Source organism: Streptomyces vastus (genome assembly GCF_039532825.1).
Lineage (GTDB): Bacteria > Actinomycetota > Actinomycetes > Streptomycetales > Streptomycetaceae > Streptomyces > Streptomyces vastus.
The window spans coordinates 43,247-68,082 of record NZ_BAAASJ010000081.1; the positions used below are offsets into that span (position 1 = coordinate 43,247).

Sequence of the window (24,836 nt, forward strand, 5' to 3'; positions counted from 1 at the left end):
GAACCGCCCGCGCCGTCGCGTGCTCGGGGCTGCCGGGCTATGGGGCCTCGGGCCGGGGAATCTCCAGGACATCCGGGACGATGCCGCCAGATCTGTAGTTCCGGTTCAACCTGTGATAAGAGGCGGCTTCACCAGCGTAAATACTCGAGTCTGAGGCGCTGAGGGTGCGATCCGTGCCCCTACACCGACTAGTGGAGTTCCGCTTCAACGTTCAGCTTCACCTCGAATCGCCCCCTGGTCTGCGTTTTCGCAGGTCAGGGGGCGATTCGATGCCCGGAGCCGTACGTTGCGGCGGAACGTTCAAGGTCTGGGTTCGCGAGATGCAGCAAGGTGTTTGCGCAGGTCGGGTGCTGGCGGTCCGGTAGTTGAATCTGGGCGGGGTTTCCGGTCCCGCATCCGCGTTCTGGGAGGCGACACCCAGACCCTTACCTGAAAGAGGGTGGTACAGGAGCGTTTAGGGGGGCGACTCGAGTCGATGTACCGGGCCTTCGTACGTCACTGTGGACTTGCCGGGCAATGCCTCCGCCGCGGCCATGGGCCTGGCGGTGTCAGCGGTCGGCGGCGTGCGTACGGGCACGGTCGTCCTGCTGTCGTCCGGTGAGATCGACGAGGCGGTCCGTCAGAAGGTGGAGTACCGCGCCCCCGGCGCATGACGCCACCGTTGCCGGCCGCCGGAAACGACCCGCGCCCGCGCCACTGATTGCCGTGTGGGCCCCCGTCCGGTTGGTGGAGTTGGTGCGTCACCGGCACCGTGGGATTATGTACATAACTGGACAAAAGGGGATCGAAATGTCTGCGATCAAAGAAAGCGTCGACATCTCCTGCCGCCCCGAAGAAGTCTTCTCCTATGTGACCGATCCCTCGCACCTCCCCGAGTGGCAGGAGAGTGCCGTGTCGGTACGCCCCGTGGGAGACGCTCCTCTGGCCGTGGGTTCGAGAGTCGTCGTGACCCGGCGGATCGGTCGCCGGGACATCCCTATGACCTCGGAGGTGACCGAGCTTGATCCGCCGAGAAGCTGGCGGGTCGACGGCATTGACGGTCCCATCCGAGGGCACGTGAAAGGAACGATCGAGCCGCTCGGCGACGGCGAACGGTCGCGCCTGACGATGTCCCTCGACTTCGAGACGCATGGGATCGGCAAGGTGCTCGTTCCGCTCGTCGTCCGTCCGCATGTGCGCAAGGAGATGCCGAGGAACGAGCAGACGCTGAAGAGACTGCTCGAGGGGAGTGCGTGAACCCGGCGTCGCTCTCTGGCTTCGGTGCCGGCACAGGCGCCGCCGCCTTTGTGGGCCGCGGCGGAGCCCGCCGCGGACGCCCCCCAGTCGTCTCCCGCGGAGGCAGGCCGGACCTGGCCGGCCCCAGACTTCCGATTGCGTGAGGTCGCCAGTTTCATGGCCCGCGATCTCGCCGGTCACCTCGAGCAGTTCCACCACCACACCGCCGTAGCACCGGCTGGCCCATCGCCACCGGCGCCGTCGAGGCCGCCAGCCGCCACCTGATCGGCGACCGTCTTGACGCCACCGGCGCCCGCTGGGGCCTGGCCGGAGCCAAGGCGTCCTCCAACTCCGCGTTCTGATCGCGAACGGCGACTTCGACGCCTCTTGGGCCTTCCATTTCGCCCGCGAGCACCAATGCCTCTATCTCACCCCCGACCAGCAGAACTACGACCTCACCGCGGGATCTCGGCCTTCAAGAAGTCGACCTCGCCGACCGGTTCGACGCAGCCGTCGAGACGCGCACCGGGGCGCTCGTCGAGCACGGCATGAGCAGGCCGGTGGCCGAGCAGATCGCTGCGGCGCAGGACGAGACGATGGGCCGGGTCCTGCTCGCGCTCTACCGTTCGGGCGCGCAGCTGGTGATGGCACAGCTCGGTCGGGACCTGGAAGAAGACCTTCAAGCGCCGAGGCCGGGGCCACGTACCGGCCTTGAGATGTCCGCCGGACGACGGAACCCTCGGTGTCGAGCTGTACCGCAGGCCGTTTGGCCCGCGCGTGGCCACCCCGGCCGGACGCGGCGGCCCCACTCCTGGATCCGTGCTGGATCGTGTTCCGAAAACGGCGGCCTTTGCAGTTCATTGCACCGCTGCCGATGTTCCGCTTCAACGTCCAGTTTCGTCTCGAATCGCCCCCTGGTCTGCGTTTGTGCAGGTCAGGGGGCGATTCGCTGCTCGGATCCGTGCGTTGCCGTGGAGCGTTCAAGGTCTGGGTTCACGAGATGTGGCTCAGTGTTTGCGCAGGTCAGGGCGTTGTCATCCGGTAGTTGAATCTGGGTGGGGTTTCCGGTTGCTGGATTGGTGCGCAGCCCACAGGTCGCCGAGCTGCGGCGGATGCCGACCACGGCCGGGAACGTACGCACGGGCCGCGGCCGGCGACGTGGAGCCGCACGAGCTGACGGAGCGTCAGATGCCCTTGGAGCAGTCGTTCATGGACCTGACGCGCGATGCGCTGGAATACCGGGCGGAGAAGGAGGCGAGCCGATGAGCCGGATGGCCGCGCAGACCCGGCTGAGGGTAGGGGACGCGCTCGCGCGAGTGCGGCCGCAAACTTCGCCCGCGGCCCCGAAGCCGACGGGCCGGGCGTCGTTCCGGCACTGTCTGCACGCCTCCCTGATCCGGATGCTCACCGGCCTGACCGTGCCCACCGACGGCAAAGTCCTGTGGGACGACACCGACTTGGCCACTGCCCATGCGGAGTCGGTCTGGCGGCACGTTGGACGCAGAAGAACGGCCATTGGCCGCAAAGGTGCATGCATGGACTGCTGCGACGGCGGGGCACACAGACAGACGATGCGGCGTCGCTTACCGGCTTCCGGCGGCGATCCGGACGCAGTCGTGTGAGTGGGCCCGGCCCGTCGGCCGGTCTTCGGCCTGTCGTTCGCCCCACGTGCTGCGGCTGGAAAGGCATCGCCTGTCATGTGGCCGTTCAGCCCCATTACAGCCACGGGACATCTGCGGTCCCCAGGATGCACGGCATCCAACGTGTCCCGGGAGTGATGGTCTTGAGAGAACTGCCGCAAAGAGCCGATGGCTGGAATCGCAGACGTTTCCTCGGTGCGATGGGCGGCATTGCCGGCCTCGCCGCGCTCGCGCAAGTGCCCCTCGCGCACGGAGCGCTCGCCGCTCCACGCCCGCCCTCGGGCGGCTATCCGTTCTCGCTGGGTGTCGCTTCCGGTGATCCCTCGCCCGACGGGTTCGTCCTGTGGACGCGCCTCGCGCCGGACCCGCTGGCTGCCCACGGCGGCGGCATGCGGCCGCAGCCGGTCGCCGTCGAGTGGAAGGTGGCCACCGACGAGGCGATGACCAAGGTCGTACGGCAGGGCACGGTCGCGGCGCTGCCCGAACTCGCCCACTCCGTGCACGTCGAACCGACCGGGCTGCGTCCCGACCGCGAGTACTGGTACCAGTTCCGCTACGGCGCCGACCTCTCGCCGGTCGGCCGGACCCGCACCACGCCCGCGCCGGGCACGCGGGTGTCGAGCATGTCGTTCGCCTTCGCGTCCTGCCAGAACTGGTCCAACGGCTACTACCCGGCCTACCGGCACCTCGCCGGGGAGGACATAGACCTCGTCGTGCACCTGGGCGACTACGTCTACGAGGGCGGCATCCCGGCGGACGGCGGCTACCGGCGCACGCCCGTACCGGCCACACTGAGCGAGCAATGCCGGACGCTGGACCGCTGGCGGCTGCAGTACGCCCTGTACAAGACCGACCCGGATCTCCAGCTCGCGCACGCGCGGTTCCCCTGGATCGTCACCTGGGACGACCACGAGGTGGTGAACGACTACGCCGGCGAGGAGTCCCAGTACGCGGGCAGCATCAAGGAGTTGCGTGCCGCCGCCTATCAGGCCTTCTACGAGCATCAGCCGCTGCGCCGTGCCTCCATCCCGCAGACCGATGAGATGCGCCTGTACCGGCGGCTCGGCTACGGCGACCTCGCCGAGTTCAACGTGCTCGACGGCCGGCAGTACCGCAGCGTGCCCCCGTGCGGCTGGGGGGAGGCGCCTGCGTGCGCCGCCGGCTACGACCCATCCGTGACGATGCTCGGCCGACGGCAGGAGAGCTGGCTGCTCGACGGGCTCGCGGCCTCGGGTGCCAGGTGGAACGTCCTGGCCAACAACGTCATGATGGGCCGCCTCGACCACGACGGGCCGTCCGGCGACATCCTCTGGCACGACGCCTGGGACGGCTTCCCCGCGGCACGCAACCGCCTGACCGACCACCTCGCCCAGGCCGAGGTCAGCAACCCCGTCATCATCACCGGCGACTGGCACTCGACCTTCGTCAACGACATCAAGCGGGACTTCGACAGGCCCGACTCCCCGGTCGTCGCAACGGAGTTCGTCGGCACGTCCATCTCCAGCAACGGTGATGGCGAGGTCTACGGCCCGTACTACGGCCCGATGATCCAGTACAACCCGCACATCCGCTTCTTCGACGGGGACCGCCGCGGGTACGTCCGCTGCACCCTGGACCGGGGGCAGTGGCGGACGGATCTGCGGATGGTGACCACCGTCAGCCGCTCCGACGCGCCGGCGTACACCTTCGCCTCCTTCGCCGTCGAGGACGGAACCCCCGGCGCACACCAGGCCTGAGCGCTGAGCCACACCTCGACGGGCGCCCCGCCGTCCCGCCCTTCCCGGGCAGGGCGGCAGAGCCCGCCGCCTGATTGCTCTGTAACGCCGAGGGCCAAGCCCTCGGCCCGGCACACATGCCCAGGAGCGGTATCAGGATGCTCTGCCAGGGCCCCTCACCCAATCTCGGCCGTCACGAAGAGTGACCGCGCCATATAAGTTGAGACAGGGCCTGAGTTTCAGTAACGCCTTGCCTCGATCCGGATCCATCGCCTTCTGCGCGAAGAGACGGCCCGGAAGCCTCAGTTCCTGCCCGAGCGGTGATGTGCGACAAGCGCGCTCACGGCACGGTGACCACGGCCTTGCCGCGGGCGTGGCCCTGCTCCACATGGCGCACGCCCTCGGCCGTGTCGGTCAGGGAGTAGGTCCGGTCGACCACCGGGGTGAGCTTGCCTGCCTCGATGAGCGCGGTGACGGCGAGCAGGTCCTCGTGGGTCGGCCCGGCCGGGGCCGCCGGGAGGATCAGACGGAGCTGCTGCCGTACGAATGCGTTGACCGCGATCAGGTGCAGCATGGAGCCCACCGCCCCGAACACGTGGCCGGGCGAGCCGCCGCCGTTGGCCACCAGGGTCCCTGTCGGAGTGAGCGCCTGGCGCAGCCGGCTCAGCGGGCGGTTGCCCACGTTGTCCAGGATCACGTCGTAGCGCACGCGCCCGTCGGTGAAGTCCTCCCGGGTGTAGTCGACGACGTGGGCGGCGCCCAGTGAGCGGACCAACTCGGCGTTGCGGGCGCTGCACACCCCGGTGACCTCCGCGCCCAGGGCCGCGGCGATCTGCACGGCGAACGTGCCCACGCCACCGGCGGCCCCGTTGACCAGCACCCGCTGCCCGGCCTGCGCATGGCCCACGGTCCGGATGCCACGCAGGGCGGTCACCGCCCCCATCGGCACGGCTGCGGCCTGTTCGAAGGTCAGGGTCGCGGGCTTTTGCACCAGCAGATCTGCCGTGGTGCGCGCGTACTCGGCGAAGGAGCCCGGGCAGAAGCCCAGGACCTCGTCGCCGGGCTCAAGCCCGTGCACGTCGACGCCGACCGCCTCCACCTGTCCGGCCGCGTCGATCCCCGCCACCCGGGACTTCGGCCGGGTCAGTCCCACGGCTCCCATCAGCCGCGCCACGTACGGATCGCCGCGCATCATGTGCCAGTCGTAGGGGTTGAGTGCGGCGGCGCGCACCCGCACCAGCACCTGGCCGGCCCGGACCTCGGGCCGCTCGGTGTCCGCCAGGTGCAGGATGTCCGGCGGGCCGAACCGCTCCTGAACGATCGCCTTCATCGAGTCTCCCTCATCGCCTCGAGATCGATTACCTGCTCGCTGTCCTCGTCCGGTACGGCACCGACACATCAGCCGCGAGACAAAGGTGTACGTCGTACACCTCGTACGGGCACCGTAGGTGTACGCCGTACACCTGTCAAGGAGTGAAGAGGGCCGAGTGTGGGGCGCGTGAGCCGCGCGCGGGACTAACGGGAGCAGGAGCGGGGTTCTGGGCGACGGCGCCGACTGAAGGCCTCGGGCAGGTGCTGCCAGGTCCTTCACCAGCGCGTCAGACCGTGCCCCGGAGCCGCTCGAGGCCGTCCAGCGTCAGGTCGAGGGCGAACTCGAACTCGAACTGGTCGTCGCAGCCTGAGCCGACGACGGACTCCGGGTCGTGGGCGACCGCCATGGCCAGTTCGGTGATGTGGGGGTAGCGCGCGGCCATCTCCTCGGGCGGCATGGCGTCCGGATCCGGCGCGCGGTCGGGGGTGTCCTCGAACAGCTCCTGGGAGAAGCCCAGCAGGCGGCTGCCCATGACGTGCATCGCGTGATGGACCAGGTCGATCGAGAACCCTCCGGCCCGGAAGATCCCGATCATCGAGTCCAGGTACTCCATCACCACCGGGGTCGGGGTGGTCCGCGCCTTCATCCGTGACTCGATGACCCCGGACGCCCACGGGTGGCGCAGCAGCATACGGCGGGCCGACAGTACCCGCCGACGGATGGCGGTCTTCCATTCGGTGTCGGTGGCCGGCGGGTCGATCTCGCCGACGAGGACATCGATCATGCCGTCCAGCAGCTCGTTCTTGTTGGCCACGTGCTTGTACAGCGCCATGGGCACAACGCCGAGCGCCTGCGCGATCTTGCGCATGCTGAGCGCGTCGACCCCGCCTTCGTCGGCCAGAGCGACGGCGGTGCCCAAAATCCGCGCCCTGCTCAAGGGTGCGCGGGGCTGCGCGGCGGCGTCGGCCTGCGTGGCTATCTCCACCATCCCCTCTCGTCGTACGGGCAAGGCCCGGAGTCGGCCGCCCTTCCCCTTGACGGGTGTACAGCGTCCACCTACTCTACTTCCACGGGAGGTGTACGCCGTACACCCCTTCTTTGTCGGTGCCCGAGACCACCGGAACGATCGGATTGCCTGATGCCGGAAACCGGAAACGATGGCGCGCGAGCCAGGGTAGCTCCCGACCTCCACGACGAAGCCACCGCCGCCTACGAGGCCCGCAAGGAACTGGGCCCGGAGTACGAGCGCGCCGTATTGGAGTCCTTCATCGCCGGAGCCACGGAATCGATCGACCAGCGGGTGGACACCCGCCTGGCACAGCAAGGCATCGGCAAGGCTCCCCGGAAGCCACAGGGGCAGCAGCCCGACAACTCGCATCTGGCAGTGCCGGTCTTCTCCCTGCTCTTCGGGGTCCTCGGCTCGATCTGGCTGACAGCTGGCGCGGGCGCGGACTCGGACAGCGTGTTTGCCATGTGGCTGGGGATCGTCCTGGTCAACCTCGTCTTCGTGCTCCTGTTCAGGAAAGCGCAGTAAACCGGAGCCCCATCCGCGGCCGGCGCGGCACCAGGACATGATGGGCGCACCCAGGGCACCGGACGCCGACGACGGTTACAGCCGCCCGCTCGCCTTCTGCACCGTGGCGCAGCCGACCCCCATTCCTGCGCATCACGGCCCCTGGCACCGCAGCCCCGACGGAGATCGCCGCGTCCCGCTCGCCCCTGGACTTCGGAGCCGTCGACGCACCCTCAGCGGTATGGAGCACATCCATGCTGCGACAGCAAGCCTCCGAGTGTTGCCAGATCTCGATCTCACCGATACCCGCACAACTCCATCCGAGGCGTTCTCGTCCCTGAGTGACAAGTGGCGTCAGGTTCCACGATCTGCCTCAAGACCTTCGCCGGGTTCTACCGGCTCGGCACTCGAGGCGGTGCGCCCAGTCGGGCGGACCGGTGCCACGCCAGGGGCTTTTCGCCGCCGAATCGGTCGGCCACCTGGTCGCCGCCGACTCGGCGGGCACCAGCAGCTCGGCGGCCACGGCCGACGGGGTCCAGGCCGAGTTCGGCGGCGAGTACGGCGATGACGGCCCGGTCGGTGAAGACGGCGACGACCTCGGCCGGGCACGCCTCACCGGCCATGTTGAGGGTCAGACCCGCGGGTCCGTCCTCTCCGCGATGCGGCCCGACGAGCCCGAGCAGCAGCCGGCCGGGGTGCTGTCTGAGGAGCGCACCGAGCAGAAAGCGGGACGCCGGTGCCTGTGCCGTACGGCGAGCCGGAGCATTGAACACAGGTGACTCGGAGACCGTCGCGCGCACCCACAGCCCGATCACGACCAGCACGGTGCTGAGCAGGAACGGGATCCGCCAGGCGCCGTTCGTGAAGCCGTCCCGGCAGGCGATGTGGAGGGTGGGCAGGATGACGGCACTGGACAGCAGGAAGCCGAGCGATGGGCCGACATTCGGGATGGCCGCGTACATCGCACGGCGTCCGAGCGGCGCGTGCTCTGCGGCAAGCAGCACTGCCCCGCCCCATTCGCCGCCCATGCTCAGGCCTTGCAGCAGACGCAGCGTCACCAGCAGTACGGGAGCGAGGAGTCCGGCGGTCTCGTACGTGGGGAGAAGGCCGACGCCGACCGTTGCCACGCCCATCAGCAAGAGGGACGTGACCAGGGTCTGCCGGCGGCCCAGCCGGTCACCGATCGTCCCGAACAGTACGACGCCGAGGGGGCGGGACAGGAAGGCGGCGGCGAACGTGAGGAACGCGGCCAGGGAGGAAGCGGTGGCATTGCCGGAGGGGAAGAAGGCGGGTCCGAGGACGAGCGCGGCGGCAGTGCCGTACACGGCGAAGTCGTAGTACTCGATCGTGGTGCCGACCAGGCTCGCGACGGCGACCCGCGACGCCTCGCCCTTCGGTGCCGCCGATGGTGCCGCGGCCGGTCCGGGGCCGGCGGTCTCGGAAAGGTCTTGGACGTTGAATCGGGCATGGGGGGATCACTTCCGGTACGCCTGGAGCGGGGGAACAGTCCGGGTCCAGGTGGGGGACGGCCTCGCATATAGCACGAACCGGAGTGCGCCTGTCACCCTAATCCCGGGAATTCAATTTCAACAAGGTTGCCCCCTCGTCCGATTTACCGAACAAGGCCGCCGGGATCCACGAAGGAATAAGCACCCATTGACACGTGGCACCAACAAATAAGGCCTCGATGCGGCTGTGAGCAGGGGCAGGCCGCCTCAGTGCGCATGCGGCACACTGCACCCACCTTCTGACGATTTACCGCACAAAACCCCCACGATCACCACACCTCGGCGCCGTCAACCCCGTCATTCCTGTCAATTCGCTGTCAATATTCATGCGGCCGATGGCATAGAAATTCGCCGGGGATCACACCTTGCCAACCCGAGATCACCCATGAATGCTTACACGGGGTCGAACTTGAAAGTTCTACGACCCTCGTTTTTCGGACACCGGGACCTCAAACGGGATGATGCTGTTCGACTTTCCGAAGTGTTCAATCGAAGCCGCTGCCGGACCTTTGCCATGCAGCCTTTGGGCTGGGAAGGCGCATTATCCATGCTGAAAACTGGCAAGCCATTGCGTATGCGAAGACTGTCGTTGGCGGGTGATGACCGGTACCTGTTCGTCCCGCTCGACCACAGCGTGTCGGACGGCCCGCTCGTCCCCGCCGGCCAGTGGGACGATCTGCTGCGGGCGCTGGTCGCCGGCGGGGCCGACGGGATCATCGTCCACAAGGGACGTGCCCGTGCCCTCGCACCGGAGGTCATCAGAAGCTGCGCGCTGGTGGTGCACCTGAGCGCCAGCACCGCCTGCTCCGCCGATGTCGATGCCAAGGTGCTGGTCGGCGACGTCGAGGAGGCGCTGCGGCTCGGCGCGGACGCGGTCAGCGTCCATGTGAACATCGGCTCGGACACCGAGGGCCGGCAACTCGCGGATCTGGGGGCGGTGGCCAGCTCCTGCGATGACTGGGGCATGCCGCTGATCGCGATGATCTACCCTCGGGGCCCCCGGATCGAGAACCCGCGCGATCCCGCCCTCCTCGCGCACCTGGTCAATGTCGCCGCGGACCTGGGTGCCGACATGGTGAAGACCTCCGTCGCCCTGCCGCTCGACCGGATGGCCGAGGTGGTGGCCCACAGCCCCATCCCCGTCCTGGCGGCCGGAGGGCCGCCGGACGGCTCCGACCTCATCGAGTACGGCACCGCGGTGATGGCCTCCGGCTGTCAGGGGCTGGCCGTCGGTCGCCGGATCTTTTCGGCCCCCTCGCCCGCTTCTCTGGTGTCCGGGCTCGCCGCGGTCGTGCACGGCCGTGGTGCCGACGGCGCCACGCCGGGGGACACCAGGCAGGCGACGCGTCCCGACGGAACGACCGATGGCATGGGCATGACTCACTACTCGACGATCGTGGCAGGTGTCGCATGAGGTTCGCGTGGATCGATCTCCGTGAAGTCCCACGGCCGCAGCTCCAGGCGGTGGTGGACGCGGCCATCCACACCAGGATGGCCGGGGTGCTGGCCGCCGATGCCGAGCTGCTCGGGACGCTGCCCCCGACCATCACCCGGGTGCTGGTCCCCGCGAGTCCGGCCGCGGCCGCCGCGAAGAAGCCGGGCGACAAGGAGGTGCAGGGCACCGGGGGCACGAAGGACGCCAAGGGCGCCAAGGAGGCGAAGTCCTCGGTCGACGCCACTTCCTCAGCCGCCGCCACCTCCCCGGCCGGAGCCGGAATCGACGTCCTGTTGCGGCAGTTCAGCACCCAGGACGAGCTGGACGCGCTCGCCGCCGACAACCGTGCCGCCGGTGGCACGGTTGTCGTCGGCCTCATCGACGTACGGGACGACCGCACCCTGCAGCTGTCGTGCGCGGGCGCCGTGGCGCTGCCGTACACCGTCATCCACTTCGCCGACCCGACCAAGATCCCTCTGGAGATCGTGCTCGCCGCAGCAGACTCCGCCGACGGCAAGCTGGTGACCGTCGTCGACGACCTGGAGGAGGCTGCGATTGTCTTCGATGTCCTTGAGCGCGGCTCGGACGGCATCCTCTACGCGCCCCGCAGCGCCGACGAGGTGTTCGCGCTGGCACGGCTGCTGGAGGCCACCACACCCCAGTTGGAGCTGTCCACGCTGACCGTGGAGAGCATCCGGCACGTCGGGCTCGGCGACCGCGTCTGCGTGGACACCTGCTCGCACTTCGATGAGGACGAGGGCATCCTCGTCGGCTCGTACTCCTCCGGGTTCGTGCTCTGCTGCAGCGAGACCCACCCGCTGCCGTACATGCCGACCAGGCCGTTCCGGGTCAACGCCGGTGCCCTGCACTCGTACACGCTGGGGCCCGACAACCGCACCAGCTACCTGAGCGAGGTCGGCTCCGGGATGGCCCTGCTGGCAGTCGGCGCCGACGGCCGCACCCGGCGGGTCGTGGTCGGCCGGGCCAAACTCGAATCCCGGCCGCTCCTCGAGATCCGCACCCACGCCGAGGACGGACAGCTGGTCAGCCTGACGGTGCAGGACGACTGGCACGTACGGGTGCTCGGCCCGGGAGGGAAGGTCCTCAACGTCACCGAACTGCAGACCGGTGACGAGCTGCTCGGCTATCTGGCCCAGGACAAACGCCATGTGGGCCTGCCGATCGGCGAGTTCTGCAAGGAGGTCTGATGGGTGAGCCAGTGGACCTCGTGGATGACGCGGACGACGAGATGGGCCCTTTCATCCAGCGGCTGTTCGACGCGCGGGACGACGGCCTGCCGTATCTGACGCATCAGCAGGAGACCGTCACCCGGGCCGAGTTGCGGGAACGGGTCGCCAAGCAGGCCGCGGTGTTCGCCGGATACGGCATCGGTCCTGGCAGCACGGTGGGCCTGCGGACACCGCCCAGCTTCACCCAGGCCGAGGTGCTGCTCGCGCTGTGGCGGCTGGGCGCCCAGGTGCTGCTCTTCGACTTCCGGCTCAAACCGGCCGAGGTGGAGGCGCTCTGCGCGTCCTGCCGGCCGCAGTTCATGGTCGGCGCCGGTGTCAACGTCCGGGCGACGTTCGGTTTCCGGCCCGAGTACGAGGTCGTCACCGAGTGCCGTGGCACCGGCCGGGCCGCCACCACCGGGCACCGGCTGGTCCAGTTCAGCTCGGGCTCCACCGGGCGGCCGAAGGTGATCGGCAGGACCGCCCGCTCGCTCGCCGCCGAGGTGGAGGCATTCGCCGCGGTCCCCGGCATGCCGGGCGAGGGCGACCGGCTGCTGCTGCTCAGTTCGACGGCGCACAGCTTCGGCCTGATCGGCGGGCTGCTGTACTCGCTGGCGGCCGGTGTCTGTGTGGTCTTCGCACCCCGGGTCTCGGCCCGCGACCTGCTGCGGACCGCGGTGGACCACCGGATCACCGCCCTCTTCGGTGTACCGATGCACTACGAACTGCTCGCCGCCGCCGTCGATCCCCCCGAACTGCCCGACCTGCGGATCGCGGTGTCGGGCGGCGAGATGATGCCCCCGGAGAGCGCGGCACGGTTCGCCGAACGGTACGGCGTCGCGGTCGGCGAGGCGTACGGGACCACGGAGACCGGCATCGTCGCCATCGACGTCGGCGGCACGCTGCGACCGTCGGTCGGCCGGGCCGCACCGGGGGTGGTGCTGCGGGAGCACAAGGGCGAACTGGACGTCGCTCTCGATGAGTCGCCGTATCTCTTCGACTCGGGCGGTACGCAGTACGCGGACGGCTGGCTGCACACCCGCGACCGGGCCACGGTGGACGGCACCGGAGCGGTCCGGCTGCACGGCCGCGCCGACTCCCTCGTCGTGATCGGCGGGCTCAAGGTGGACCTCACCGAGGTCGAGAACGTGATCCGCGAGCACCCGGCGGTCGAGCAGGCGGTCCTGGTCCACGAGGGCATGACCGAGGCGTATGTCGCGGTGGCCGCCGGCTATGAGCCGCCCTCCGCCGAAGAGCTGCTGCGCTGGTGCCGGGAGCGGCTGGCCGACTACAAGCTGCCGCGGGTGATCCGGCTCCTGGAGTCCCTGCCCCGCACGTCCAACGGAAAGCTTGTGCGCGACGCGGCGACGTTGCGGGAGCGGGAGCGCTCCGCTGGGTGAGCCGGGGTACGCCGGTTGTTTGTTGTCCGCGGGCACGTCGTGGCTGGTCGCGCTCACGCGGCGGAGCCGCAAATTGACACAGCCCCGCGCCCCCAAAGGGGCACATCCCCTGGCGCGCGCATGAAGGGGCGCTCAACTCACTCACCTGAACGATTCAATGGAGATTCTGATCATGAGTACATCAACCTTGGAAGACGAGATCCGCGAGTTCGTCCTGACCGCGGTCATCGACGAGATGAACATCCTGACCAGCCGCGACGGCATCACGGACGAGAGCCCGGTGACCGTCGGCGGGCTGGATGTGGACTCACTGAGCCTGATCGAGCTCACCCTGCGGCTGGAGTCGCGGTTCGGCGTGGAGATCCCGGACACCGACATCGAACCCCTGGCCTCCCTGACCCTCGGCGGACTCGTCGCCGAGGTCGTCCGACGCGGTGCGAAGGCATGAGCGCGGGAGCCACGGCGAGCGACGCGGACTCCTCGCTGTCCGCCATCACCACCGACACCGTCCGGGAGCTGCTGTCGGACCGCAAGATCTTCCCCGGGCTGCCCGACGACCTCGGCGAGGACGCCGAACTGGTCCTGGACTCCCTCGGGTTGGTGTGGCTGCTGCACGTGGTGGAGGAGCGGTACGGCCTGGTCGTGGAGCCCACCGACGAGGACATCGCCGGGCTGACCTCGCTCCGGCGGCTCACTGGGTTTCTGCGCGCCGCCCAGACGGACCGGGCGGAGGGGGGCGGCCGCGATGAGCGGTGAGGTGACGGTGACCGGATTCGGCGTACGTACCGCGTTCGGTACGGGCACCGAGGCCCTCCGTCGCGGGGTCTTCGCGGGAGTCCCCTCGTTCAGGCCCACCACGAGGTTCGACACCGGCCCGTACCGTACGCCGATGGCGGCCGCAGCCCCGGACGGACCCGACGCGGTCGAGGACTGGGCGCTGCGGCACGCGCTCGCCCAGTGCGGCGCGGAAGCCCTCGACATGGCCGGCCTGCGCCCGGGCACGGAGGCGGCGGTCCTGCTCGGCGTCGCAGGGGACCACACCAGCATCACCCGCTACTGGCGAACCGCCGCCGACTCCCCATCCCCAAAGCCCGTCCCGGACGGCCCAGGCGGCCCAGGCGGCCCGGACGGCCCGGACGGCACAACGGGCCGGAACGCCGACGCCGTGCCCGCCCACCTCGCCGAGTTGCTGGCCGGCGGCCTCGGGCTCACCGGGCCGCGGCTCACCTTCACCAATGCCTGTGTCGCCTCCGCCGCCGCGATCATCCACGCGTGCCGGCTGATCTCCTCCGGCCGGATCGATACGGCGGTCTGCGCGGGCGGATACCTGGTGGAGGAGGAGACCTTCGGCAAGTTCGACTCCGGCCGGGCACTGTCCCGCGACGGCATGGTGCGCCCGTTCAGTGCCGACCGCAGCGGGCTGCTGCTGGGCGACGGGGTGGCGGCCGTCGTGCTGGAGTCCGCCGAGCACGCCCGGCGCCGCGGCGCCCGGCCGCTGGCGGCCATCGCAGGCTGGGGCGCGGCCACGGACGCCCACCACATCGCCCAGCCGCACCCGGAGGGAGTCGGCCTGGCCCGCGCGGCACGCCAGGCGCTGCGGCTCGCCGGGGACCCGGACGGGGCGGCCCTCGGCTATGTCAACGCCCACGGCACCGGCACCAAGTACAACGACGGGGCCGAGACCCGTGGACTGCGGGCCGCCTTCCCGGAGCGGGCCGAGTCGATACCGGTCAGCTCCACCAAGAGCACCACCGGCCACCTCCTGGAGGCGGCGGGCGTCGTGGAGTTCGTGATCACGATGCTGGCCCTGATGGACGGCGTACTGCCGCCGACCGCCGGATACGGCCGGCCGGACCCGGAGTGCGACCTGGACTACGTACCGAACCAGCCGCGCCAGGCCGACCCGCGCCGGGCCCTCACCGTCAACGCCGCCTTCGGTGGCGCCAACACCGCACTCGTGCTGGAGCGGCCATGACGACCGAGAAGACGGTACTCCGCTCGCCCCTCGGCATCCTCGCGACCGCCACCGCGACCCACGGCACCGGGCGGTCCGATGACCACGCGGACCACGCCGACACCACAGACATCCCGCTGCCGAGGCTGCCCGGCTTCGTGGAGTCGGCCTTCAGCCCGCTGGCGTACGAGGTCAGCAGGCAGTGCCTCACCGAACGGCCCGGCGACGGCGCACGTACCGCCGTGGCGCTGGCCACTCTGATGGGGGACACCACCACGGCGGACCTGGCCAGCCGGCGCATGGTCTCCGGGCGGGTCCACAACCCGCTGCTGTTCATGCAGGCCACCGCCAATGCCGTACTGGGCTGTACGAGCCAGGAGTTCGGGATCACCGGGCAGATGTTCAGCCTCTCCACCCTCGACGACCCGGTGGCCGAACTGCTGGCCATGGCCGATCTGCTGCTGGAGGACCCGGAGCTGGACCGGGTCCTGGTGCTGGGCGCGGAGCTGGGCGGCGGCGAGCGTCTGGCCGCCGCATACCGGGAACTGGCCGCCGACAGCGGCCGCCCGGTCCCGGACCTGCCCGCGACCGCCGGCCTGGCGGCGGCGGTGCTGCTGGGCCGTCCCGGAGGCGAGGCACCGGTGTCGGTCCGGTCGGCCGAGGCGTACGACGCCGACGACACAGGGGCGGCCGGGCATCCCGGAAGCATCCAGGGCCTGTTCGACCTGGCCGCCGCCCACCGGCGACTGCTGCGGGACGGCGGCAGCCACCTCCTGGTGACCGAGCCCCAGTCGCCCGCATTCATGCTCACCGCCGGCACCGAGGCAGGGAACGAGACGGAGAACCATGCTCATCAGTAGGCAGGAGCGGGCACGGATCTGCTCCGACACCGAACTCGGCGCCGGCAACGTCCTGGAGCGCCTGAGGGCGTACGGCCGCCCGCTCGACGAGCCCGTGCTGCGGACGGACGGCAGCTGGCAGGCGCCGGACGGCGGCCGTCCCGAGGTGCTGACGCTCGGGCAGCTGCACGAGGTGGTCGAGACATACGCGGGCTGGTACGCCGGCCAGGGTGTGAGGCCCCGCGACCCGGTCGCCGTGCACAGCCACTCCAGTGCCGAGTTCGCGGTGAACTTCCTGGCGCTGACGGCCCTCGGCGCCATCCCGTCGTTCGTGAACGGCAACCTGGCCCCGGAGATCGCCCGGGAGTACGTACGCAGACAGGGCGCAGTGGGCGCGTTCACGGACCGGGAGCACCACGAAGTGCTGTCCGGGCCGGGGCTCGGCTTCTGCGTCACAGCTGGCGAAATCCGGCCGGAGCACCGTGAGTTGCTGCCGACGTCCTCCCCGTACCGGCACGACCCGACCGATCCCGTGCTCATCTCGCACTCCTCCGGCACCACCGGTATGCCCAAGGGCGTGCCGCACACTCACCGGACACTGATGTACGCCCAGGTGCACCGGCTCCGCTACTCCACCGGGACCGACATGGAGCGCACCCTGGTGGGGCTGCCGGGCGCGCACAACGCCATGGTGGCGACGCTGCTGTACTGCCTGCTGCTGCGCACGGACATCAAGCTGCTCTCCAGCCAGCGCGGCACCGATGTGCTGGACGCCATCGAGGAGTTCCGCCCGACGACGGTGCTGGCCTTCGCCGGAACCTTCGGTGAGATGGCCGCGGAGGACCTGGCGGACCGTGACCTGTCCAGCGTGCAGGTGTGGTTCAACACCGGGGACGCGGCGCACGAGGCACACATCCGGGCCCTGGTGCCGTACGGCAGCCACGTGAAGATCGGCAAGGACCTGCGCCGCACGCGGGTCGAGGGCTCGGTCTTCGTGGACGGGCTCGGCTCGTCGGAAGCCGGCTACTCGGTCTTCCACAACCGGCACACCAAGGACACGTCGGCCTACTCGCGCTGTGTCGGCAGGCCGATCAGCTTCGCCGAGGCCGCCGTGCTCGCCGAGGACGGTACCCCGCTGCCGCCCGGGGAGATCGGCCGCCTAGGGCTGAAGTCGCCGACGCTCACACCCGGTTACTGGAACGACTCGCTGACCTGGAACCGGATGCGGCTGGGCGGCTACTGGCTCACCGGGGACCTCGCCCACCAGGACGAGCAGGGCAACTTCTACCACCTCGACCGGGCGCCGGACGCCATCCGGACCCGGAAGGGGATCCTGTTCAGCACCCGTACCGAGGAACTGCTGCTACGGGAGCTGCCCGAACTGGCCGACTGCACCGTCGTCGGGGTCGCCCCCGAAGACGTACGGGCCGACTGGGACGGCGACGGAGAAGCCGAGGCGCACGCACTGCTCCAGCTCTCGGAGGAGCACAGCGGTGACGACGGTGGTGATGACGGCGATGACGGCGACGAGGCGTGGACCGGGCGGGTCAACGCCGCCTTGGCGGGAGCCGGATTCCCCCCGGTGACCCGGGCTCTGCGGATGAAGCCCGACGACGTGGCCAAGGGCGCCACCGGCAAGGTTCTCAAACGAGTGATGCGCGACCGGTTCGCCGCCCAACAACTTACGGAGCAGGCATGAGTGCGGAAACGGGTGCCGGCGAAGTCAACCACCGCGCCCGGGCGTCGGAGGCGTACCGGCTGTGGTGGCAGCACGACGCCAACTGGTACCAGGGGGTGGCCGCGCGGTTCGGGCAGCAGGCTGCGAACGAGATCAACGCCGAGGCGATGCGCAAGGTCGCCCTCAAGGTCGCGCAGCAGGTCGCACGCCGGAGCGGCCCGCTGGCCGGCACCGGTGACAGCGGCAAGGACCTGGAGGAGCTGCGCCGCCGCTACGACGACTGCGGGGACCGCATGTTTCCGCCGGAACTGCGCAACGCCTCCACCGAGGTGGAGGGTGACGACCTGATCGTGCTCACCTTGCGGCGGAACTTCGCCATCACCATGGTGCGGATGTCCGGTTCGCTGGAGGGCTACCGGTGCCCGTGCACCGACATCCACGCGGGCTGGTCCGAGGGACTCGGCGTGACCCTGACGGAGAACCGGGCCGAAAGCTGTCTGCGGGACGGGGACAAGGCGTGCCGCCTGCTGATGCGGGTCGCCACTCCTGTCGCTTCTGGTGGGGAGGGCTGAGCCGAGCGGGTGCTGGTCGCCGGGGCCACCGGATTGGTCGGACATCCGCTGGTGGGCGCGCTGCGGGCGCGAGGACACCAGGTGAGCGCGCTGGTACGTCAGGAGTCCCGGGCCGGGGCCCCGGAGGCGGACGCGGTCGTGGTCGCCGATGCCCTCGACCGTCAGGCCCTGCTGGCGGCGGTGTCGTCCGCCCGGCCCGAGGTGGTCGTCCACCAGATGTCGGCGCTGCGGCTGCTGCGCGACGACCCCGCGAGGGCCTTCGCGCAGACCGCGCGGCTGCGTACCGAGGGCACCGCCAACCTGGTCGCGGTGGCCCGGGCGGCCGGTGCGCGGCGGCTGGTCGCGCAGTCCATCGCCTTCGCCGCCGCCCCGGCCGGGGATCCGGTCTTCGACGAGGACGCGCCGCTGTACGTGGACGCCCCCGACCCGGGCTGGGCCGCCACCGTACGGGCCGTCGCCGAGCTGGAGCGGCTGGTCCTGGGCGGCGGCCCGGACCTCGCGGGCGCGGTGTTGCGGTACGGCACGCTGTACGGCGCCGGAACCGCGTACGCCCGTGACGGCGGGACCCGGCAGCGGGTGCTGGCCGGGAAGCCTCCGCTGCCCGAGGGCGGCTCCGGGATCATGTCGTTCCTGCATGCGGAGGACGCCGTGGGGGCCGCGGTGGCGGCCGTGGAGTCGGATGCCACCGGGGTCTTCCACCTGACGGACGACGACCCGGCCCCTGCTGCGCAGTGGCTGCCGCTCTACGCCCGCGCGCTGGGCGGCCCGCCCCCGCGCACGGTTCCGGCGGCGATGGCGCCCCGGCTGCTCGGCTGGTTCATGGCCCACCAGCTCACCGCGGCGCGTGGGGCGGCGAACGACCGGGCCCGTGCGGCGCTGGGGTGGAAGCCGCTGCGGCCGAGCTGGCGCGACGGGCTGGGCGGGGAATGACCGAGCCGGCACAGAGCGGGCCCAAGGCCGCGCCGTCCCGGTCGTGGCCCGTCCTGGTGGTCGTGGTCTGCGCCCAGATGCGGATCTGGCTGGACACCTCGGTCCTCAACGTCGCCGTCACCACCCTCGCCGACCCGGACGAGGGCCTGGGCGCGACCCCCGCCGAACCGGAGTGAGTGGCGAGCGCCTGCACCCTGTCCTGGAGGAGTGCGTTTCTGCCTTCGCGGCGACCCTCCTGCCCGCGGCGGACGATGGCCGCTCACCCCGCGAGCGGATCCTGCACGAAAGCCAGGCGGGTGTCTTCCGTGCTCCGCATCAGGGAGGCGACGAAGATCGCTTTCTTGCCCGCTGACCCTGCCCGTGGCGCCATCCTCCCTGCTTGAGCTTGCGCGCCGAAACCGATCGGTTTACGGTGAGGGGAAACCGATCAGTTTCTCAATGAGTGCGGGAGTCCATGATGACGACAGATCGGCCGGTGGCACTCGTGACGGGTGCGTCATCCGGCATCGGGAAGGAAACCGCGCTCGCGCTGGTCGCAGCGGGTTTCGACGTGGTCGGCACAGGCCGCGACACCTCACGGGTCACCCCGCTCGGCGGTGTGACGTTCCTCGACCTCGACGTGGCCAGTGACGCCTCGGTCACCACCGCGGTCCAGCAGGTGATCAAGCAGTTCGGACGGATTGACGTCCTGGTCAACAACGCCGGTGTCGGCTCGATGGGAGCAGCCGAGGAAACCTCCGTCGAGCAGGCCCAGGGCGTCTTCGACACCAACGTCTTCGGGGTCATGCGCATGGTGAACGAGGTTCTGCCGCACATGCGCGCTCAGCGACGTGGGCGCATCATCAACATCTCGTCCGTACTCGGCTTCCTGCCCCAGCCGTACATGGCCGTCTACGCCGCCTCCAAGCACGCGATCGAGGGCTACTCCGAGTCCCTGGACCACGAGGTCCGTGACCACGGAGTACGGGCGCTCATCGTCGAACCCGCCTACACCAGGACCGGATTCGAGGCCAACAGCGCGAAGCCCGACACGCCCCTCCACGTCTATGCGAAGCAGCGGCTCACCGTCGATCGCGTGATGGCCGACGCAACCAGGGACGGCGATGACCCCGCCATCGTCGCCAAGGCGATCGTCGCGGCAGCGACCGACGCCAAACCGAAGCTGCGCTACACCGCCGGCCCCCTGGCCGGACGCGCGCGCATACTGCGCCGCGTCGCTCCCGCCCGGGTCTTCGACAAGCAGATCCGCAAGATGAACCGGCTGGCCGGCTGACGCTCAGGCTCACGCGGAGACGGCCACCCAACCAGACAGAGGACACCTTGATGCCAGAGCGCAACCCCATCCTGATCACCGGTGCCGCCGGCGAGATCGGTGGTGTGAGCCGAACGATGGTCGACATGCTGCTTGAACAAGGGCACCCGGTGCGCGCGTTCGTGCGCCAGGACGACGAACGCGCCCACTCGCTCCGCCAGGCCGGGGCCGAGGTCTTCGTCGGTGACCTGCTCAACATCGCCGACGTGACCGCCGCGCTGAAGGGCGTCCGGCGCATCTACTTCAGCATGAGTCTGTCGCCGTACTACACCGACGCCGTCAGCCTGATGGCCGCGGCGGCGCGGGCCCAGGGTGACATCGAGGTGTTCGTCAACATCTCCGAGTACGAGCAGTCGTTCATGACGTTCGAGAAGATGACCGCGCCGGAAGAAGAACGGCGCGCGTGGCTCGGCGGACTCGTCACCCAGTGGTCGCCGCAGCAACGGGCCCACTGGGTCGCCGAGCAGGTGCTGGACTGGTCCGGCCTCCCGACCGTCAACGTGCGGGCAGCCATGTTCGTCGAGAACCCTCTGATGACCTGGCTGGCGCTGGAGCCGCTGGGCAACGGTGAACTGCGCCTGCCCTTCGGCCACCACCAGCTCGCGCCCATCGCGGGTTACGACGTGGCGGAGCTGTGCGTGAAGATCCTGGCCGACCCGGCGCCGCACCTTTCGAAGTCCTACGACCTCACCGGTCCGGAACTGAAGGACATGCACGGGTTCGCGGAGGACTACGCGGCCGTGCTGGGACGCCAGGTCACCTACGTTCCCGAAGACGTCGAAACCTGGAACGAGACCTACGTGGACACCGCACTGGCGGCTTTCCCGCACATTGCGGAGCACCTGAAGACCCTGACCCCGGCTGATGGGCGGCGGCGGATACCGCGGCGTCACCGACCAGCTGGAAACCCTGCTCGGGCGCCCGCCGAAGACCGTGCGGTGGGCGCTGGAGAACCATCCGCGCATCCGGAAGCCGGCGGCTGCCTGAGCCGCTGAGCGGTCGTTCCCACCCCGGGCGAGGCCGATCCGATCGCCAAGCACATGGCACGGCAGCATTGGCCAACCGTCTTACCTGCGGTCTTCGCCCCGCGCCGGCGCGCCAAGGGCACCATGCGCGGGTTCAGCCCGGCGTCGACGGGACTCAGCCGATCGCAAGGTCGGGGCGGACGAGCGTTCCCGATCTGCCGTGGACGATCTCGTACGCCGCGTCGAGGGCACCGATCGCGGCCAGGCCGCCGGTGCGTTCGACGAACCGGGCGGCGGCCTCCGTCTTGGGTCCCATCGAGCAGTCGGGGAAGCCGGCGCGGCGCAGGTCGTCCGGGGTGGCGTCCAGGACGGGGTGCTGGTCGGAGGTGCCATAGCCGGTGTAGACGTTCGGCACGTCGGTGAGGATGAGCAGGAAGTCGGCCTTGAGCTCCTCGGCGAGCAGCGCCGCGGTGAGGTCCTTGTCGATGACCGCGTCCACTCCCAGCAGGGCGCCTGTGTCGCTGTCGGCGGTGACGGGAACGCCTCCGCCGCCGGCGCAGATGACCAGCGCGTGGCAGGTGAGCAGGTCGTGGATGATCTCGGTCTCGACGATGCCCTCGGGCATGGGTGAGGCGACGACCTGGCGCCAGCCGCCGGCGTCCTTGGCGATGTGCCAGCCGCGCCTTCGTGCGAGGGAGCGGGCGACGTCCCGGGGGTACACGGGGCCGACGCGCTTCGTGGGCCGCGCGAAGGCCGGATCGTCGGCCCGTACCAGGGTGTGGGTGACGAGTGCGGCGATCTTGTGGCCGGGCAGCGCGTCGTGCAGGGCGCGGACCAGCAGTGAGCCGATCAGGCCTTCGGTCTGCGCGCCCAGGAGGTCCAGCGGATAGGGGGCGGTCAGGACCGGGTCGGCCGCGCTCTCCATGGCGAGGAGACCGATCTGCGGCTCGTTGCCATGGGTGATGACGACCTCGTGTTCGAGGGTGAGGCCGGCGACGGCGGTGGCCACCCGGTCGATGTTCGCCTGATGTACGGCCGCGTCGGGGCGATCCCCCCGGCGCAGCAGGGCGTTGCCGCCGAGAGCGATGACGATGCGCACGGTTCGGTCCTCCAGGGTGGCGAGAGCGTACGGCCCTGAACGGGAGCGTCCGGAGAGCCGGTTCAGGTGTGCGGTACGACGGCGACGGGGCAGCTGACGTGGTGCAGCGCCGCGTGCGTCACGGACCCGATGTGCGTGCCGAGGTGGCTGTCCCGTGTGCGGCGCCCCACCACGACGAGGGAGGCTCCGGACGACGCGCGCACCAGCGCTGTGGCCGCCCTGCCTTCGGAGACGGTTTCGGTCACGGAGACCCCGGGGAACTTCTCGCACCACGGTCGCAGCGTCGCGATGACGGCGCGTTCCTGTGCCGCGAGGAACTCCGGCCCGGACCCTGTGACCGCGTGCAGGTCGGCGCCGTCGGCCGACGGAACGCTGAAGGCGTGGATCACCTGCAGTGTGGTGTTGTAGCGGCGGGCGGCCTCGAAGGCGAACTCGATCAGCTCGTCGCAGGGGCGCCGGGTGTCCAGCCCCAGAACGACATCGCGGTACGGGATCTCGGGGATCTCCTCCGGCGAGACACCGTCAGGTGCCGGAAGGTGTTCGTCGGCGGAGGTCTCGCCCGCGCGGACGAGCACGACGGGGCGCGGCGACCTGGCGACGACCCGCTGGGACACCGAGCCGACCAGGAAACCCGCGACACCGCTGAGCCCGCGGGAGCCGAGCACCAGCAGCTCCGCCTCCTCGGCCGCCGCGAGCAGGGCGGCGACGGCGGAGTCGGCCACCGGCTGGCCGACGATCTGCAGCCCGGGGTGCGCGGCACGGACGCTGCCGACCGCCCGGTCCAGGGTCTCCTGGGCCCACTCGTGCTCGCTCGTGCCTGCCGGTACGGAGGCGGCCGGGCGGGGATGCCACGTCCACGCGTGCACCAGCCTCAACGAGGCTCCGCGACGCAGGGCTTCCCGGGCCGCCCAGTGCGCGGCCGCAAGACTCTCGGTGGAACCGTCAACTCCCGCGGTGACGTGCCGAAGCATGCTGTCTACCTCCTCCGTCCGAGCCTGTATTGCTCTTCTGGTACGAGCGTTGTGCAGGAACAGCCTTGTGCGCAGGGGCCGTACAGGCCCTTCCTCGACCCATTCGGCCCCAACACCAGCCCCACAACGCTCCGTACCTCCGTACCTCCGTACCTTCATGGCTCAGTGACGGACCAGATCCCGCTCCGGTCGACCCGGCCCCCCAGTCGTCCGTGTGGCCGTCGGACGGCGAACAGCCTCCAGAACTCCGGCGTCAGTGACGTACCCACGATGCACACCCCCTTCCAGCCGCTCCTCCTCGGGAGCGGTGAGATCAGTCGTGCGCGACGACGGCGACGGGGGCGGTGGCGTGGTGCAGCACGGCGTGCGTGACGGGGCCGATGTGCGCGCCGAGCGGGCCGCGGCGGATCCGGCGACCGACGACGACGAGGGAGGCCCTGCGGGAGGCGTCGACCAGCTGGGCGGCGGGACTGCCGGCGCGGGATTCCTCGACAATCTGCACGGCCGGGTACTTCTCCTTCCAGCGGTGCAGCACCTCGGCCAGCGTGGCAGCGTCCTGCTTGGCCAGCACGGCGTTGAGCTCGGGGTCGGCGGGCAGGCCGTAGGCGAAGTACGGCGGCAGGTTCCAGGCGTGGACGACCCGCAGGGGTGTGACACGGCGGGCAGCCGCCTCGAAGGCGAAGGCGAGGAGCGTGTCGTCGGGGTGGTCGGTGTCGAGCCCGAGGACGACGGGCCCGGACAGGTCCGCAGCGAGGGGCACCGCGGACGGATCCATCGCATGCCCGTCCGCGGCCTGTTCCCGGGCCCGTACGAGGACCACCGGCTGCTCGGCGTGCGCCACGACGGCCTGGCCGACGGAGCCGACGAGGAAGCCGCCGATGCCGCTCAGCCCCCGGGAGCCGAGGACCAGCAGCTCGGCGTCCTTCGCCGCCTGAGTCAGCACCTCGGCGGGCCGGCCGGGAACCTGGTCCACGGTCACGTCCAGCCCGGGGTGACGCAGACGGAGCTCTTCGGCCGCCTCGCGCGGGATCTTTCCCCAGCCTTCGGACTGCGTCTCGGCACCGAGGAGCGGCGCCAGGGCCATGGGCGCGGGGACCGCCTCCCAGACGTGGACCAGCTTGAGCGGAAGGAAGCGCCGCTTCGCCTCCCGGGCCGCCCACTCGGCGGCGGCACGGCTCTCGGCCGAGCCGTCGAGACCTACGACAACAGTGCGGACCATGGCTTCTGCCTCCTCAACGGGGATGTGATTCCAGCGTGGTGATGCGCGGGCCGGTGGTGCAGGGGCCGCAGGTCCCCGACCGGGGCCGGTGGGCCCTTGTTGGCCGGTCGGCACAGGCGGGGCAACGGCCCCCTTCCCAGGGCCCGTTCGACAGGCGGCAGCCACAGGACGTCCCGGACGGGGCGTCGCGCCGCGGGCTTCCCCGGTGGTGCCGTTCGGTCCCCGGCCTGGTCGCCGGGAGTCGGCCACGACCACCCGTGTGGCCGCCGCAGCGGCCGACATCGTCATCTGCATGGGCGTCGGAGCCGGGACGGACGGCGGCGTCAGCCG

Annotated in this window: 24 protein-coding genes and 2 pseudogenes; 19 read left to right on the top strand and 7 right to left on the bottom strand. The window is 70.3% G+C overall.

Annotation, left to right across the window (positions count from 1 at the left end; all coding sequences use genetic code 11):
- Positions 1-506 precede the first annotated feature (506 nt).
- The 3 genes and pseudogenes from ABD357_RS29225 to ABD357_RS29235 all read left to right on the top strand — a co-directional run.
- Entirely contained in the window at positions 507-653 is a 147-nt protein-coding gene (locus ABD357_RS29225) for a hypothetical protein (protein WP_344394018.1), read from the top strand.
- Positions 654-789: 136 nt separating this feature from the next.
- Positions 790-1,236 (top strand): SRPBCC family protein, encoded by a 447-nt coding sequence (locus tag ABD357_RS29230; protein ID WP_344394019.1) that lies wholly within the window; start codon positions 790-792, stop codon positions 1,234-1,236.
- 162 nt (positions 1,237-1,398) lie between these two features.
- A pseudogene (locus tag ABD357_RS29235) lies at positions 1,399-1,678 on the top strand (ISKra4 family transposase); the annotation flags it as partial.
- Here ABD357_RS29235 and ABD357_RS29240 read toward each other — a convergent pair.
- On the bottom strand, positions 1,671-1,898 hold the full coding sequence (locus tag ABD357_RS29240; protein WP_344394135.1) for a hypothetical protein: 228 nt from the start codon (positions 1,896-1,898) through the stop codon (positions 1,671-1,673). The pseudogene ABD357_RS29235 and the gene ABD357_RS29240 sit on opposite strands and share 8 nt — an antisense overlap.
- A gap of 1,157 nt (positions 1,899-3,055) precedes the next feature.
- Here ABD357_RS29240 and ABD357_RS29245 point away from each other — a divergent pair.
- Positions 3,056-4,591 carry an alkaline phosphatase D family protein gene (locus ABD357_RS29245; RefSeq protein ID WP_344394020.1) on the top strand — a complete coding sequence of 512 codons (1,536 nt, stop codon included), beginning with the start codon at positions 3,056-3,058 and terminating at the stop codon, positions 4,589-4,591.
- 319 nt (positions 4,592-4,910) lie between these two features.
- On the opposite strand, the gene ABD357_RS29250 is transcribed toward ABD357_RS29245, so the two are convergent.
- Both ABD357_RS29250 and ABD357_RS29255 read right to left on the bottom strand, forming a co-directional pair.
- Entirely contained in the window at positions 4,911-5,900 is a 990-nt protein-coding gene (locus tag ABD357_RS29250) for an NAD(P)-dependent alcohol dehydrogenase (protein ID WP_344394021.1), read from the bottom strand.
- Positions 5,901-6,168: 268 nt separating this feature from the next.
- Positions 6,169-6,870, bottom strand: a complete 702-nt coding sequence (locus ABD357_RS29255) for a TetR/AcrR family transcriptional regulator C-terminal domain-containing protein (RefSeq protein WP_344394022.1) — start codon at positions 6,868-6,870, stop codon at positions 6,169-6,171.
- A 150-nt stretch (positions 6,871-7,020) separates the two neighbouring features.
- On the opposite strand from ABD357_RS29255, the gene ABD357_RS29260 reads away from it, so the two are divergent.
- Positions 7,021-7,416, top strand: a complete 396-nt coding sequence (locus ABD357_RS29260) for a hypothetical protein (protein WP_344394023.1) — start codon at positions 7,021-7,023, stop codon at positions 7,414-7,416.
- 371 nt (positions 7,417-7,787) lie between these two features.
- Here ABD357_RS29260 and ABD357_RS29265 read toward each other — a convergent pair whose 3' ends face one another.
- A complete protein-coding gene (locus ABD357_RS29265; RefSeq protein WP_425585050.1) occupies positions 7,788-8,720 on the bottom strand; it encodes an MFS transporter in 933 nt (310 codons plus the stop codon).
- Between the two features lie 730 nt (positions 8,721-9,450).
- Between ABD357_RS29265 and ABD357_RS29270 the strand changes: the two genes are divergently transcribed.
- The 14 genes and pseudogenes from ABD357_RS29270 to ABD357_RS29335 all read left to right on the top strand — a co-directional run bounded on the left by ABD357_RS29270 (position 9,451) and on the right by ABD357_RS29335 (position 21,247).
- Positions 9,451-10,317 (top strand): 2-amino-3,7-dideoxy-D-threo-hept-6-ulosonate synthase, encoded by an 867-nt coding sequence (locus tag ABD357_RS29270; protein WP_344394024.1) that lies wholly within the window; start codon positions 9,451-9,453, stop codon positions 10,315-10,317.
- Positions 10,314-11,546: a 3-dehydroquinate synthase II family protein gene (locus tag ABD357_RS29275; RefSeq protein ID WP_344394025.1), complete on the top strand. Its 1,233-nt coding sequence runs from the start codon at positions 10,314-10,316 to the stop codon at positions 11,544-11,546. Before ABD357_RS29270 ends, ABD357_RS29275 begins: the two co-directional genes overlap by 4 nt.
- Complete coding sequence (locus tag ABD357_RS29280; RefSeq protein ID WP_344394026.1) at positions 11,546-12,967, top strand: class I adenylate-forming enzyme family protein; 1,422 nt, start codon at positions 11,546-11,548, stop codon at positions 12,965-12,967. The genes ABD357_RS29275 and ABD357_RS29280 overlap by 1 nt, the downstream gene beginning before the upstream one ends.
- Positions 12,968-13,139: 172 nt before the next feature.
- On the top strand, positions 13,140-13,415 hold the full coding sequence (locus ABD357_RS29285; RefSeq protein WP_231976156.1) for an acyl carrier protein: 276 nt from the start codon (positions 13,140-13,142) through the stop codon (positions 13,413-13,415).
- Entirely contained in the window at positions 13,412-13,723 is a 312-nt protein-coding gene (locus ABD357_RS29290) for a hypothetical protein (protein ID WP_033328120.1), read from the top strand. The genes ABD357_RS29285 and ABD357_RS29290 overlap by 4 nt, the downstream gene beginning before the upstream one ends.
- Entirely contained in the window at positions 13,713-14,942 is a 1,230-nt protein-coding gene (locus ABD357_RS29295) for a beta-ketoacyl-[acyl-carrier-protein] synthase family protein (protein ID WP_344394027.1), read from the top strand. The genes ABD357_RS29290 and ABD357_RS29295 overlap by 11 nt, the downstream gene beginning before the upstream one ends.
- Positions 14,939-15,781 (top strand): hypothetical protein, encoded by an 843-nt coding sequence (locus tag ABD357_RS29300; protein WP_344394028.1) that lies wholly within the window; start codon positions 14,939-14,941, stop codon positions 15,779-15,781. The genes ABD357_RS29295 and ABD357_RS29300 overlap by 4 nt, the downstream gene beginning before the upstream one ends.
- Positions 15,768-17,459, top strand: a complete 1,692-nt coding sequence (locus ABD357_RS29305) for a class I adenylate-forming enzyme family protein (protein WP_344394029.1) — start codon at positions 15,768-15,770, stop codon at positions 17,457-17,459. Before ABD357_RS29300 ends, ABD357_RS29305 begins: the two co-directional genes overlap by 14 nt.
- Positions 17,456-18,010, top strand: a complete 555-nt coding sequence (locus tag ABD357_RS29310; RefSeq protein ID WP_344394030.1) for a hypothetical protein — start codon at positions 17,456-17,458, stop codon at positions 18,008-18,010. The genes ABD357_RS29305 and ABD357_RS29310 overlap by 4 nt, the downstream gene beginning before the upstream one ends.
- Before the next feature lie 9 nt (positions 18,011-18,019).
- The gene (locus ABD357_RS29315) at positions 18,020-18,940 is read left to right on the top strand and encodes an NAD-dependent epimerase/dehydratase family protein (RefSeq protein ID WP_344394031.1); all 921 of its coding nucleotides are present in this window, start codon (positions 18,020-18,022) and stop codon (positions 18,938-18,940) included.
- On the top strand, positions 18,937-19,116 hold the full coding sequence (locus tag ABD357_RS29320; RefSeq protein WP_344394032.1) for a hypothetical protein: 180 nt from the start codon (positions 18,937-18,939) through the stop codon (positions 19,114-19,116). Before ABD357_RS29315 ends, ABD357_RS29320 begins: the two co-directional genes overlap by 4 nt.
- Before the next feature lie 5 nt (positions 19,117-19,121).
- Positions 19,122-19,238 (top strand): annotated as a pseudogene (locus ABD357_RS29325) (TetR/AcrR family transcriptional regulator); the annotation flags it as partial.
- Between the two features lie 159 nt (positions 19,239-19,397).
- Positions 19,398-20,213 (top strand): oxidoreductase, encoded by an 816-nt coding sequence (locus ABD357_RS29330; RefSeq protein WP_344394130.1) that lies wholly within the window; start codon positions 19,398-19,400, stop codon positions 20,211-20,213.
- A 50-nt stretch (positions 20,214-20,263) separates the two neighbouring features.
- Positions 20,264-21,247 (top strand): NAD(P)H-binding protein, encoded by a 984-nt coding sequence (locus ABD357_RS29335; protein ID WP_344394033.1) that lies wholly within the window; start codon positions 20,264-20,266, stop codon positions 21,245-21,247.
- Between the two features lie 145 nt (positions 21,248-21,392).
- Here the strand turns inward: ABD357_RS29335 and ABD357_RS29340 are convergent, their stop codons facing one another.
- From ABD357_RS29340 to ABD357_RS29350, 3 genes are all read right to left on the bottom strand, one after another.
- A complete protein-coding gene (locus tag ABD357_RS29340; RefSeq protein WP_344394034.1) occupies positions 21,393-22,316 on the bottom strand; it encodes a carbamate kinase in 924 nt (307 codons plus the stop codon).
- Positions 22,317-22,378: 62 nt separating this feature from the next.
- Entirely contained in the window at positions 22,379-23,287 is a 909-nt protein-coding gene (locus ABD357_RS29345) for a universal stress protein (RefSeq protein WP_344394035.1), read from the bottom strand.
- 313 nt (positions 23,288-23,600) lie between these two features.
- On the bottom strand, positions 23,601-24,506 hold the full coding sequence (locus ABD357_RS29350) for a universal stress protein (protein ID WP_344394036.1): 906 nt from the start codon (positions 24,504-24,506) through the stop codon (positions 23,601-23,603).
- Positions 24,507-24,836 lie beyond the last annotated feature (330 nt).

Coding starts and splice junctions, on each gene's coding strand:
- ABD357_RS29230 (WP_344394019.1), top strand. CDS start 790: ATGTCTGCGATCAAAGAAAGCGTCGACATCTCCTGCCGCCCCGAAGAA.
- ABD357_RS29245 (WP_344394020.1), top strand. CDS start 3,056: ATGGGCGGCATTGCCGGCCTCGCCGCGCTCGCGCAAGTGCCCCTCGCG.
- ABD357_RS29250 (WP_344394021.1), bottom strand. CDS start 5,900: ATGAAGGCGATCGTTCAGGAGCGGTTCGGCCCGCCGGACATCCTGCAC.
- ABD357_RS29255 (WP_344394022.1), bottom strand. CDS start 6,870: ATGGTGGAGATAGCCACGCAGGCCGACGCCGCCGCGCAGCCCCGCGCA.
- ABD357_RS29260 (WP_344394023.1), top strand. CDS start 7,021: ATGCCGGAAACCGGAAACGATGGCGCGCGAGCCAGGGTAGCTCCCGAC.
- ABD357_RS29270 (WP_344394024.1), top strand. CDS start 9,451: ATGCTGAAAACTGGCAAGCCATTGCGTATGCGAAGACTGTCGTTGGCG.
- ABD357_RS29275 (WP_344394025.1), top strand. CDS start 10,314: ATGAGGTTCGCGTGGATCGATCTCCGTGAAGTCCCACGGCCGCAGCTC.
- ABD357_RS29280 (WP_344394026.1), top strand. CDS start 11,546: ATGGGTGAGCCAGTGGACCTCGTGGATGACGCGGACGACGAGATGGGC.
- ABD357_RS29285 (WP_231976156.1), top strand. CDS start 13,140: ATGAGTACATCAACCTTGGAAGACGAGATCCGCGAGTTCGTCCTGACC.
- ABD357_RS29290 (WP_033328120.1), top strand. CDS start 13,412: ATGAGCGCGGGAGCCACGGCGAGCGACGCGGACTCCTCGCTGTCCGCC.
- ABD357_RS29295 (WP_344394027.1), top strand. CDS start 13,713: ATGAGCGGTGAGGTGACGGTGACCGGATTCGGCGTACGTACCGCGTTC.
- ABD357_RS29300 (WP_344394028.1), top strand. CDS start 14,939: ATGACGACCGAGAAGACGGTACTCCGCTCGCCCCTCGGCATCCTCGCG.
- ABD357_RS29305 (WP_344394029.1), top strand. CDS start 15,768: ATGCTCATCAGTAGGCAGGAGCGGGCACGGATCTGCTCCGACACCGAA.
- ABD357_RS29310 (WP_344394030.1), top strand. CDS start 17,456: ATGAGTGCGGAAACGGGTGCCGGCGAAGTCAACCACCGCGCCCGGGCG.
- ABD357_RS29320 (WP_344394032.1), top strand. CDS start 18,937: ATGACCGAGCCGGCACAGAGCGGGCCCAAGGCCGCGCCGTCCCGGTCG.
- ABD357_RS29330 (WP_344394130.1), top strand. CDS start 19,398: ATGACGACAGATCGGCCGGTGGCACTCGTGACGGGTGCGTCATCCGGC.
- ABD357_RS29335 (WP_344394033.1), top strand. CDS start 20,264: ATGCCAGAGCGCAACCCCATCCTGATCACCGGTGCCGCCGGCGAGATC.
- ABD357_RS29345 (WP_344394035.1), bottom strand. CDS start 23,287: ATGCTTCGGCACGTCACCGCGGGAGTTGACGGTTCCACCGAGAGTCTT.
- ABD357_RS29350 (WP_344394036.1), bottom strand. CDS start 24,506: ATGGTCCGCACTGTTGTCGTAGGTCTCGACGGCTCGGCCGAGAGCCGT.